The organism is Compostibacter hankyongensis, assembly GCF_039541075.1.
GTDB classification, from domain to species: Bacteria; Bacteroidota; Bacteroidia; order Chitinophagales; family Chitinophagaceae; genus Compostibacter; species Compostibacter hankyongensis.
The window spans coordinates 929,767-941,820 of record NZ_BAABFN010000002.1; the positions used below are offsets into that span (position 1 = coordinate 929,767).

General features: G+C 46.7%; 8 protein-coding genes. 4 read left to right on the forward strand and 4 right to left on the reverse strand.

Annotated elements, in window-relative coordinates:
- The first annotated feature begins 3 nt into the window (after positions 1 to 3).
- From ABD851_RS08585 to ABD851_RS08600, 4 genes are all read left to right on the forward strand, one after another.
- Positions 4 to 3,036, forward strand: coding sequence for an efflux RND transporter permease subunit (locus ABD851_RS08585; protein WP_344978241.1), 3,033 nt, complete (start codon positions 4 to 6; stop codon positions 3,034 to 3,036).
- Positions 3,033 to 3,701, forward strand: coding sequence for a response regulator transcription factor (locus ABD851_RS08590; protein WP_344978243.1), 669 nt, complete (start codon positions 3,033 to 3,035; stop codon positions 3,699 to 3,701). The genes ABD851_RS08585 and ABD851_RS08590 overlap by 4 nt, the downstream gene beginning before the upstream one ends.
- 31 nt (positions 3,702 to 3,732) lie before the next feature.
- The gene (locus ABD851_RS08595; protein ID WP_486303613.1) at positions 3,733 to 4,992 is read left to right on the forward strand and encodes a sensor histidine kinase; all 1,260 of its coding nucleotides are present in this window, start codon (positions 3,733 to 3,735) and stop codon (positions 4,990 to 4,992) included.
- Between the two features lie 108 nt (positions 4,993 to 5,100).
- A complete protein-coding gene (locus ABD851_RS08600) occupies positions 5,101 to 5,853 on the forward strand; it encodes a phosphatase PAP2 family protein (RefSeq protein WP_344978247.1) in 753 nt (250 codons plus the stop codon).
- Positions 5,854 to 5,932: 79 nt separating this feature from the next.
- On the opposite strand, the gene ABD851_RS08605 is transcribed toward ABD851_RS08600, so the two are convergent.
- The 4 genes from ABD851_RS08605 to ABD851_RS08620 all read right to left on the reverse strand — a co-directional run bounded on the left by ABD851_RS08605 (position 5,933) and on the right by ABD851_RS08620 (position 12,044).
- Entirely contained in the window at positions 5,933 to 6,880 is a 948-nt protein-coding gene (locus tag ABD851_RS08605) for a sugar phosphate isomerase/epimerase family protein (protein WP_344978249.1), read from the reverse strand.
- 202 nt (positions 6,881 to 7,082) lie between these two features.
- Entirely contained in the window at positions 7,083 to 8,066 is a 984-nt protein-coding gene (locus tag ABD851_RS08610) for a sugar phosphate isomerase/epimerase family protein (RefSeq protein WP_344978251.1), read from the reverse strand.
- Between the two features lie 78 nt (positions 8,067 to 8,144).
- Positions 8,145 to 10,226: an outer membrane protein assembly factor BamB family protein gene (locus tag ABD851_RS08615; protein WP_344978253.1), complete on the reverse strand. Its 2,082-nt coding sequence runs from the start codon at positions 10,224 to 10,226 to the stop codon at positions 8,145 to 8,147.
- 27 nt (positions 10,227 to 10,253) lie between these two features.
- Entirely contained in the window at positions 10,254 to 12,044 is a 1,791-nt protein-coding gene (locus ABD851_RS08620) for a RagB/SusD family nutrient uptake outer membrane protein (protein WP_344978255.1), read from the reverse strand.
- Positions 12,045 to 12,054: the final 10 nt, after the last annotated feature.

Consider the following 12,054-nt stretch of genomic DNA (forward strand, 5'->3'; position numbering starts at 1 on the left):
GTTATGAAAAGGTCATTTTTCTACCATTATAAAAGCCCGATGCTGGTGCTGACGGGTATCATCCTTTTGGGCGGTGTATTGGCCTATACGCGGTTGCAAACCTCATTATTCCCTGAAATCACATTTCCGAAAATCAAAATTATCGCAGATGCCGGGCAGCAACCCGTGGATCAGATGGCCATTATGGTAACCCGGCCGTTGGAGAATGCCATTAAGCGGGTTCCGGGCCTGGTCAAGCTGAGAAGCACGACCAGCCGGGGCAGCTGTGAGATTTCGGCCTTCATGGATTGGCATGCAGATATCGACCTGAGCAAGCAGCAGATAGAATCCCGGATCAATGAGGTCCGAAACCAGTTACCGGCGGATATCCAAATCACGGTGGAAAAGATGAATCCTTCCATTCTGCCGGTGATCGGATATGCGCTGAACAGCAGCAAAAGAAGCGCTATTGAGCTGAAGCAGCTGGCACTTTACACGATCAAGCCATTCCTGTCCCAGGTTGCGGGAACCAGCGATATACAGGTCATCGGAGGGGCGGATAAGGAATATTGGGCCGTGCTGGATCAGGAAAAGATGAGCCGGCTCGGGCTCACTCCCGAAAGGGTCGCCCAATCGCTGAATAATACCAACTTTATACGCGCCAACGGCTACTTATCGGATTATCGGATGATGTATTTGACGATCACCGATGCGCAGCTGCATAACCTGGATCAGTTAAACAATACCGTTATCCGGAACGACGGGCAGAGAACGATTACCTTAAAAGACATAGCGGATGTCTCTATTCACCCGGCCAAACAATATGTAAGGGTGAATGCCAACGGAAAGGAAAGCATTTTGATTGGTGTGGTCAAACAGCCTGATGCCAACTTAATAGACCTGTCTGCCAGGATGGATCAAAAGCTGAAAGCGTTGAAGAAAATGCTGCCCGGTGATGTTATTATAAAGCCTTATTATGTACAGGCCGATTTTGTGAATGCCTCGGTGAAAAGCGTTACGGACTGTTTATGGATCGGCTTACTGCTGGCGGTAGCCGTGGCCGTGCTGTTTTTGCGATCCTGGAAAGCCAGCGCTACTATTTTAATGATCATACCGGTCACGCTGAGTCTGACCCTGCTGGCCTTATATCTTACCGGCCAGACCTTTAATATTATGACACTGGGTGCCATTGCAGCGGCCATAGGGTTGATTATCGATGATGCCATCGTGGTAGTGGAGCAAATACACCGGACCCATGAGGAGCATCCTCTGGAGCAACCCGGAGAGCTGGTGCGAAAAGCGCTGCATTACCTGTTAAAGGCTATGGTGGGTTCCTCACTCAGCACCATTGTGATTTTTATCCCTTTTATTTTAATGACCGGGGTGGCGGGCGCCTATTTTAGGGTGATGACAGACGCCATGATCCTTACGCTGGCATGCTCGTTCTTTGCTACCTGGATCCTGCTTCCGGTCATTTATCTCTCTTTTTCAAAAAGAAAAGAAGACAACAGGCCACCCCCGGCTGTACATGAAGTAAAAGAACGAAAATGGGTCGGTTATTTTATCCGGCGTCCGCTTTTTAGCTACCTGTTTATAGCGCTCTTGGTATTGCTGTCTGCTTTGATCATTCCCCGCCTGGATACAGGCTTTCTGCCGGAGATGGACGAAGGCAGCATCGTGCTGGATTATTCGTCCCCTCCCGGTACCACGCTGGAAGAAACTGACCGGATGCTGCGCGAAGTGGAAAGGATCATTGTAGCCGACTCCAACGTAGCAACTTATAGCCGTCGCACGGGAACGCAGATGGGTTTTTTCATCACAGAGCCCAACCGGGGAGACTATCTTATCCAGTTAAAGAAAAACAGGAAGGAAACTACCGAAGCGGTAATAAATGAATTAAGGCAGAAGATATCGGCCTCCCAGCCCGCGCTGGTAATCGATTTCGGACAGGTGATCGGTGATATGCTGGGCGATCTGATGAGCTCGGTGCAGCCTGTTGAAATAAAAATATTCGGACGGGACGAAACCGTTATCCGGCAATACGCCCGGAAAATTGCTGCCATCGTGGGCAAGATTGACGGAGCTGCGGATGTCTTTGACGGTATTACCATTGCCGGCCCCTCTGTCAGCATCCGGCCTGATTTTGCAAAGCTGGCAGCATATAATCTCAATCCGGCTGATTTTCAATACCAGATGCAGACCGCGCTGGAAGGGAATGTTGCCGGCTATCTTTTTGATCCTTTACAAATGACGCCTGTACGCCTGCTATACCGCAATAACGAACACCTGTCGGTCAGCGATATCCAAAACAGTACGGTTCAACTCCCCGGAGGACAACGGAAGCCTATCAGCGAATTTGCTAAGGTGCGCCTGATACCCGGAGCTGCCGAGCTGGAAAGAGAAGACCTGCAAAATATGGGTATTGTCAGTGCGCGGCTGGAAAACCGCGATCTGGGCAGCACCATGCGGGAAATACAAAAAGAAATTGCCGCTAAAGTTATGCTCCCGAAAGGATATACGATTAGTTATGGCGGTGCTTATGCGGAGCAGCAACAGTCTTTTAAGGAGCTGCTCCTGATCTTAACTTTATCCAGTCTGCTGGTTTTTTCCGTTATCTTGTTTTTGTTCCGCGATGTACGCGTGGCGCTCATCATCCTGCTGGTGTCCGTATTGGGGACTTCCGGAAGCTGCCTGTTGCTTTACCTGACACATACGGCTTTAAATGTAGGCAGTTACACCGGGCTGATCATGATAGTCGGGATTATCGGTGAAAATGCCATCTTTACCTATTGGCAGTTTTATAAATCGTTAGGCGGTAAAAGCAGGGAACAATCCCTGATCTACGCCATCAGTACGCGGCTAAGGCCAAAGCTGATGACTGCCTTGGGCGCAATTATTGCCCTGATGCCGCTGGCGCTGGGCATCGGCACCGGTGCGCAGCTGCATCAGCCGCTGGCCATTGCCGTTATCGGCGGGTTTTTAGCAGCCCTACCCTTATTATTGGTGGTATTGCCGACTTTACTAAATTTGATAAAGCCAAAGTCAGCCGACAAATGAAACTATTGATCATTGAAGATGAACAGGAACTGGCGCAAAGTATCCGGGAATACCTGCAAAAGGAGGACTACCGGTGTGAAATAGCTTTCACTGTCCAGGAAGGACGGGAAAAAATAGAATGTTTCGATTACGACTGTATCCTGCTTGATATTATGCTGCCCGGCGGTAGCGGATTGGATTTGCTGGAAGAGCTGAAAAAAGACAAGAAAATGGACGGCGTCATCATTATCTCTGCAAAAAACTCCCTGGAAGACAGGATATTCTCTTTAAAGTCAGGAGCAGACGATTACCTGGCCAAACCCTTCCATCTGGCTGAGCTGAGCGCAAGAGTACAATCGGTGATCCGGCGCAGACATTTGCAGGGCAGTAATGAAATTTTCTTTCATAACCTGACCATTGATGTGCCCGCAAAGACCGTAATTGTCGAAGGCAAAGAGATAAACCTCACCAAAACGGAATTCGACCTGTTGCTTTTTTTGGTGACAAATAAAGGCCGGGTTATTTCCAAAAATGCCATTGCCGAGCACCTTTCCGGACAGTCGGCTCTTTACTTCGATAATTACGATATTATTTATACGCATATAAAAAACCTGAAAAGAAAGCTGTTATCAATGGGGAGTCATATCAAGACAATTTATGGCTCTGGCTATAAGCTGTCAGATTGAAATGGCTGAATTCATAAAGAACGGGAATGAGATGAAGCTGTTAAACTATACATCAGTCCGGTACCTGTTGTTTACCGCATTAATATTTTTGATCAGCATCCCGGTTTTTTATGTGGTATTAAACCGGATCTTTATCCATGCAATAGACCGTGACCTCTACCAGCAGGCAGGCGAAATCCCGCTGCATCAGAATCATATCCGGTCAGAAAGCGATCTGGCGCTCTGGAAGACATTGGACAACGATCTGGAAATCATCCCCGCAGACAGCGTAAAATTCCTTGCCGGACCTTTCACCGAGCAAAGGACCGTTCCGGGAAAGGAGGGAAAGCAGGACTTTCGTATCCTGCAGAAAAAGATACATATGCTGGGTAAGGCATATGTGGTACAGATAAAATCTTCCCTGATAGAAAAGGAGGATCTGGTGCAGACGATCCTGCTCATCCAGCTAAGCTTGTTTTTCCTGATGTTGATCGGCGCGGTAGGAATAAATTATTTTATCAATAAAAAAGTATGGAGCCCTTTTTACAATACCCTGTTCTTCCTGAAAAATTTCGACCTGGAAAAAACCGCCATAGGAATGCCTGAAAACACTCCGATACAGGAGTTTCTCCAGCTAAACCATTCTGTCCATCAACTGGCTGTTGGCGTCCGCAATGCTTATTTATCACAAAAGGAATTTGCCGAAAATGCTTCGCATGAGCTACAGACACCGCTCGCCGTCTTAAGATCCAAGCTGGAATTATTGCTGCAGGAAAAGAGTTTATCCCAAAGCCAGAGTATGTTGATTGACGATATGTATAAAGTGATAGATCAACTGGAAATCCTAAATAATAATCTGCTTTTCTTAAGCAAAATGGAAAATAGCCAATTTGCTTTTAATGAACGATTTGATATAGGACAGGTCGCCGCCGAGGTGGCGGATGAATTATCCTTTATGATGGATGCAAAGTCACAGAAGCTAACTATGCACCATGACACGAACGTATCTAAATCAGGCAACAAAAGCCTCTTTAAGGTATTGATAACAAATTTGCTCAGAAATGCGATTCAGCATTCGGCGAAGGGGTCGATAATCAGCATTCAAATCACAGAAACCCACACGACGATCGCCAATCCCGGCGAACCATTGAATATCAACAAGGAAAGCATTTTCAACCGGTTTACAAAAGGGGAAAATCAAAGAGGGAACGGTCTCGGGCTGGCCATAGCTCAAAAAATTGCAACGCTCCATCATCTCCGGCTGGACTATGCCTATAGGGAAGGCCGGCATGAATTCCATATATCCGGCTGATTCCGTATTTCTGCTGCCCTCCTTCTGTCGTCAATGATATAAGCGGCCCTGTCGAACCTTCAGAATTTGTTCAAATTCACCAATTATCTATGCACAAAATTTCCGGATATGAAATATCTTGTTTTGTTGTGCATCCTGCTGGCCGGATATACCACACGGAGTCAATCCATGGACTCCCTGGCTTTCGGAAAAGACAGTATTCTGATATCGCAAAAGCCTTTGCGATTTACGTTTCGCCAGACCTTTATACCCGCAGGTCTTTTGGTTTCCGGCATTGCCACTACAGACAACGGCAGGGAATCGCTAAAAAACGAAATAGCCGAGGAGCGGAACGAGCATTTTTCTTCCTTCAGGACACATCTGGATAACTATATGCAATTTTCGCCCATTGCTGTCGCCTACGGCTTGGACGCTATCGGTATAAAGTCAAAAACAGATATGGCCAATCGCACCGTCATTTTGTTAAAGGGAGAAGCTTTGATGTATGGCGTCGTCACCCTGCTCAAAAATACCACGCATGAGTTGAGGCCGGACGGCACCAACCGCACCTCATTTCCTTCGGGACATACGGCACAGGCTTTTGCAGCGGCGACCTTTTTAAGCGAGGAATATAAGGACAGATTCAAGTGGATGCCCTATGCAGCTTATGGCCTGGCTTCAGGTGTGGGCGCCTTGCGACTGGCCAATAACAAGCATTATCTCTGTGATGTGCTGGTCGGCGCAGGAATCGGTATTTTATCGATGAAAATCGCTTACTGGACACATAAATACAAGTGGGGAAAGAAAAGAATGCCTTCGAAGATATACCATCTTACAAACGACACGTCATTTTCAAACCTAACCTACGATATGGCCCGGTAATCCGAATTTGCTGCGGGCTTCGGTGACCAACCTTATAAGTTGGCCACGGCCCAAGCTTATCGGCGACTCTTCCTTCAAGTCATGCGGTCAATGCATTTTTAGCATAAGCCAGACATTTCTTAACTTCCTGAACAGCATCAGAACCCTGAGGAATATCATATTCCAGCTCGATAGTGGCGGGGAATTTATACTTGTTGTCTTTCAGCAGATTGAGAATTTGCTTAATAGGCGTGTCCCCTTCCCCCCAGGGCATATTTTGTCCGCCGTTTGCTTTGGTCTTGCGGTCTTTTATGTGAAGCGAGGTAATGCGGTCGTGTTTGTTTTGGATCAATGCCAGCAAGCTTTCAGTTGTGTTGCTTCCCCCGGAAGCAATATAATGGCCGCAATCCAGATTCATTGTATTATAGGAAGACTGGCTCAATGCAGTATCCCATACGGTATCCGTAGCCTGCAAGTGTGCGTGATAACCTACATATAATTTATGCTTTTCCCCAAACTTGCCCAGTCGCTCGGATTGTGCAGGATCCTTGGGAAGCTCTACCGTTATCGCATCTGCTCCCAGCGCTTTGGCAGCACGCATAGCATAATCTATTTCCGCGTCTGTATTCTTAACGCCCAGGGCATTCGGTTTAAAGGCATAAATCCTTACACCGGCCTTATGAAACATTTTTCGTACTTCTTCAAATTTCTTCATACTTACAGAAGCCCGCCAGGCAGCTACCTTTTGGGGGTCAGAAGGCTTGCCGGCATAGTCTTCCACGGCGTCGCCCATCAGTTCCGTAGCACTAACCCCGCTGTCTACAATATATTTTAGTATTTGATTAATATCGCCGGGCATGCTTCGGTAGGAATATGTGATGACACCTATTTGCACGCCTGAAAATCTGGAATCAGGACGACCGGGCAGCAATAAAGCACCGGCACGGGCAGATGACCCTGCCGCCATCAAAGCCAATGAAGCCAGGGCACTTTTTTTCAGGAATTCGCGACGCGGAAGATCGGTTCCTCCGCTATTTTTTTGAGGCATAATGGTTTTTTTTAATGAATAAAGGGACATGATCTAATTCAATTGCCTATAAAACTACAAAAGTTTTTAACTAATTTTAGTATCCCTTTGTCCAATTATTACCTCCCCCTTGATCGCGCAACCAGTTATCCCGGCCAATACCCTTCACTTCCTGTAACCGGAAGCAAGGACTTTCGTCCGCTGCCAGTAAATTTTTTGCTTTCTATTGATATGTTTTCAATGCTTTTTTATCTCGCATTTCTTTCAAAATGTGCACCAGCCCGTTCATGTTCATTTCTAATCCGATCTTGGCATCTTTTGCAAAATTCTCGTTGATGATGCCAATAGGGCCGCGATAACCACTTTTGTATATTTTTTCCATAAGCCTGGCCTCCATATTCCCGGTTCCTACCGGAACCACGGTTGCCGGATAGCTATCTATAAGTCCCGTCAGGTTAATACACAGCAAATGGGGCATGATCTTAGGGAAGAATTGATCAAATCGTTGAATCTGGGTTTCCGAATGGCTGAAGTTATACACCATGCCGATATTCGGCTTCTTTAGGTAATCAATTATGGCCAGCTGGTTTTCAGGTTCGCCAAACCATCCCCCGTGATTATAAATGCCGATTTTGCAACCGATTTCCGCCGCCCTTTGGGCCAGATAAGCAACCGGTTTGGAAACGGCAACTACCTTTTCCTCCTGCGTCATGTCATCCAATCCGGGGATTCCGCCCACCATAACCCAAAGCTCGGTTTTTTCAGAATGCCTTTTTAAAAGATCGAATATCAAATTAATATTTGCATCGTGAGCAGGATCCGGACCCGTCACCAACCAAAACGCTTGCAGCTTAATCCGGTGCTTTTTTAAAGCATCCAGTTCAGCGTCAAAGCTTGGAATATGTTTTTCTCTCCAGTCATAAGCAAGCTTGGTAATACCCAGCTCATTTAACATCTGAGCCCGCTCTTCGGCGTTTCTTTCCTTAACATCAAAGGGAACAATACACCATGCCACCAGGTTGTCTTTGGCGTAAATATCCGGAGCTTTTTGAGGGCTTTGCGCTTTTACAGGATGAGCCATTAACCAAAAACAGATACCCATGATACCGCCTCCCCGGTAAAATATCTTTTTTGCCAGCGAGTTAAAAATATCTTTAGATTTCAGGCCAGGTACCGGAAAGAATCCGTCTGAATATTTTCTTTTCACGTTCGTTAATTTTAAATGAAAATAATACGGTCAGGTAAACAGCATACCCAACATTAAATTCGTGTAAACGCCCTCAGGTCACTTATCGGGTAACGCAAAGGCCACATAAGCATCTCCCAGCGGAGGACCCAGTTTTCCCCCACCCGTAGCGGCAATAACCACATATTGCTTTCCATTTACCGCATAGGTACTGGGAGTGGCAAATCCCCCGAAGGGAAGCTGCGCTTCCCAAAGTTCCTCTCCGGTATCCGCATCAAATGCCCGGAACTTCAGATCGCGGGTAGCTCCTACAAAGACCAGCCCGCCTTTCGTGGCAATACAGCCGCCAAAGTTCTCCGTTCCGGTACGGGAAATGCCTTTTTCCTTCAGCTCCTCATATTCACCCAGGGGTACCTTCCATTTTATCTTTCCGGTCGTCAGGTCCACCGCATTCAACGTACCCCAGGGAGGCTTGGTAGCCGGATATCCTTCTTTGTCCAGGAATTTAATATATCCCAGAGAACGGTAAACGGGTCTGGCGCTTTTATCCGACTTTGTCTTTTCGTCTTTTACATTCAGCAGGTAATTCACCAGCTGATCTAATTCGCCTCCCGCTATTTGCGGGAACGCTGGCATGGTCTTCCTGCCCTTGTGAATGATATTTTCGATATCGGGTCGTGCATAGGTTTTATCAAGAGAATTCAAATTCGGAATTCCGGTCTGACCTTGCCGATGCTCGCCGTGACAGTTTACACAGCCCGCTTTAAGATAAACCTTTCTGCCCGGAGGCTCTTTTACAGCCGTTTTGCTATCAGCGTTGATATCTCTCATTACAATATGCCATGCCAGCTCATTAGCCGTGACATACAAGGTATTCGTCTGCTGATCGTAGGCGCCCCCGCACCATTCCGCACCGCCATGGATGCCATAAAAAAGAATCCCTTTCTCTGAGGGCGGGACAAACCAGCCCGTCTCAGCCTGATCAAATATCTTTTTGGCGTAGTCGTGGGCTTCCGGCGTACGGTTTGTCAAATCATCTTCCGTCAGTATCTGCCGTGAGAAGGGGGAAGGCCATGTCACAAAAGGCTGTGTCGGATAGGCTATCTCCCCCGGCAGGGTCGATGATGGCGCCGGCCTTTCCTCAACTTTAGATAACAGCTTACCGTTAATCCGGTTAAATAAAAAAATATTCCCTGTTTTCGAAAGCTGCATGACGCCCGGAACGGTCTCGCCCTCTATTTTTAAATCCGACAATATCGGTGGGCAGGCCAGGTCGAGGTCCCATATGTCGTGATGGATGGCCTGATAATGCCAGATCCTTTTACCATTGCCGGCATTTAAAGCAATAATGGAGTTTCCAAATAACTGCTTACCCGCATTGTCGGGCCGGTAAAAATTATCACGGGGCTGACCTGTCGAGAAATATACGATACCGTTTTTATTGTCAACACAAAGCCCTCCCCAGACGGCAACGCCGGATCCGGTTCTCCAATAAGCCGTATCTCCCCATGTATCATAGCCCGCCTCACCCGGGTGAGGTATGGTATTAAATGTCCATTTCAAATTACCTGAATGAACGTCATAGGCATTTACATGTCCGGTTCCGCTGATTACCCCGACAATGACCAAATCCCGGAACAATACAGGAGCAGCAGGGGAAGTATTCACCTGTCCGTTTAAGGACCCGTCAAGCTTCACCCTGCCGCTTTCGCCAAAGGCCGTATCAGTCTTGCCTGTATGGACATCAACCGCATTGAGATAATTTCCCGAGGTATAAAATACTTTTTCTCCCGCTTTATCATAGGCTATTCCCCTGTTCACGCCGGTAAACTTTTCCTCTCCTACTGACGGGTTAAAGCGCCAAATCTCCTTTCCATCAGCCGCATTCAAAGCAATAAGTTCCTGAGAAGGGGTAGTGACATACATGTTCCCGTCAACAATCAGCGGCGTGCTTTCGACCCCTCCGGCCATGTTGCCGGAATGATAAATCCATGCCACTTTCAGGTTTTTGACATTTTTCTTATTGATCTGATCCAAAGCAGAATACTTCTGCTGACCGGCATTTCCTCCGGGGTAAGCCCAGTCTTCCTTCGCCTGCGGATCCGACGAAGGAGCATTACAGCCAAAATATAACATAGTCAGGACAAAAATCAAAGGCGAGCGGGCTGCTGTCTTTCTCATATCAGTTTATTTATGCTCTTTAGTGCTTTACTTCCATCCGGGATTTTGCACAATATTGGGATTTTTATCGATAACTGCCTGGGCAATGGGCCACAGATAGTATTTTTCCTGAAACACACGCTTATTAATATAGGTTCTTTCATAGAACTCATCGTCATTAAGCGATTTCCCTTTATTAATGTTCAACCCGTACATGGTTAGGTTATCCGTGGAATCGGCGATTTTCCAACGCTTCGTATCAAAATAGCGATGGGTTTCAAAAGCAAGCTCAATACGTCTTTCATGATGAATTCTCTCTCTCATTTCCGCTTTGCTTAACGAGGCAGGAAGCGGGGGCAAGCCGGACCGTTCCCTTATAGCATTGATATACTTATATACATCTGCCACAGGACCCTGGGCTTCGTTGAGGGCTTCGGCATAATTTAAATACTGTTCAGCCAATCGAAAATATATCCAGGTTTTTAAAACAAACTTTCCATCGACGATGCTGACGTTATTTTCGTTCATGAATTTTTTTAACAGGTAACCGTTAATGGTATATAATTCGGCGCCCCCATTGGACTTTCCATCTTTTCCGCTAAACCAAAATTCCAGCCTTTTACCTCTCCACATGGCCCCACAGAAATTAACGGTAGCATAAAACCGGGGTTCCCTGTTCACATACATGTTCCTTGTTCCTTTAAGATAATGTCCTTGAGGATCATCAGCGCCGGCATATCCCGATTCCTCATATCCGGATTTGGGATCAATGATCGGCGTACCATCCGGATGATAGCCTGTTATCGGGGTAGCGCCATCAGCCATCTGATACGCATCAACGAGATTCTGCAGTGGGCAGTAACCGCTCCAGCCGCCTTCGCTATTCGGCGCTGCGCACATCTCCTGATGGGAGAATACGCCGATATTACGGGCGAAAAGGACCTCCGGATTATAATTGTTAATGAAAATATCCTGATAATTTTTTACCGGATCGTTTCCGGGAGCATGATAAAGTTTATAGCCTGCGCTTTCACATTGCGTGATGCATGCTTTGGCGGCATCGGCCGCCGCCTGCCACCTTTCCGCGTCATAATCCGGAAAAAGCTTTACGCCGTCATTATCTGCAAAGCCGGCGTAATCCGGGTTGCCGTTCCACAAGGGACTGGCCATATATAGCAATGCTCTCGACTTAAGCGCAAGCGCTGCAGCCCGGGTACCTTTTCCCAGATTATCCTCGTTTACGTTCATAGGGAGCAACAGCGCCGCAGTATCGCATCTTTTAACCACATAATCAATGCAATCTTCTAACGTAGCCCGTTTAATTAAAGAAAAATCATTATCAGGTTGAAAGGAGTTTGTCAGCAGCGGAACGGGACCGTAAAGCCGGATCATCCAAAAATAGAAGAATGCTTTTAGAAAATTGGCTTCGCCGATCATGATGGATTTGGATTTTTCATCCATGGGCGTCGTTCCGATATTTTCGGTAAACAAGTTCAACCTTCGGATAGCCTGATAACCCACATCCCAATGGCTATTGGGCACATCATTTGGACCCCATGAGCCATAATTGATATGATCGGCAAACCGATTTTTCCAACTTAACTGCATGTTATCGGAAGCTCCTACAAATGGATCTCTTCCGTCAAGCTCAGCGAAGTTAGCTTCATTAGGCAGGTAGTTATAGGTTCCCTTTAAAAAGCGTTCTGCATATTCCGGATTGGAAAAGACCTCCTTGATCGTCATATTTTCATCAGGAGCCATATCAAGATATTTCTTGCAGGATGAAAACATTGTCAGACCAAGAACAAGAATACCGGACAGGTATAAGTATTTTTTCATGCTGGATTAT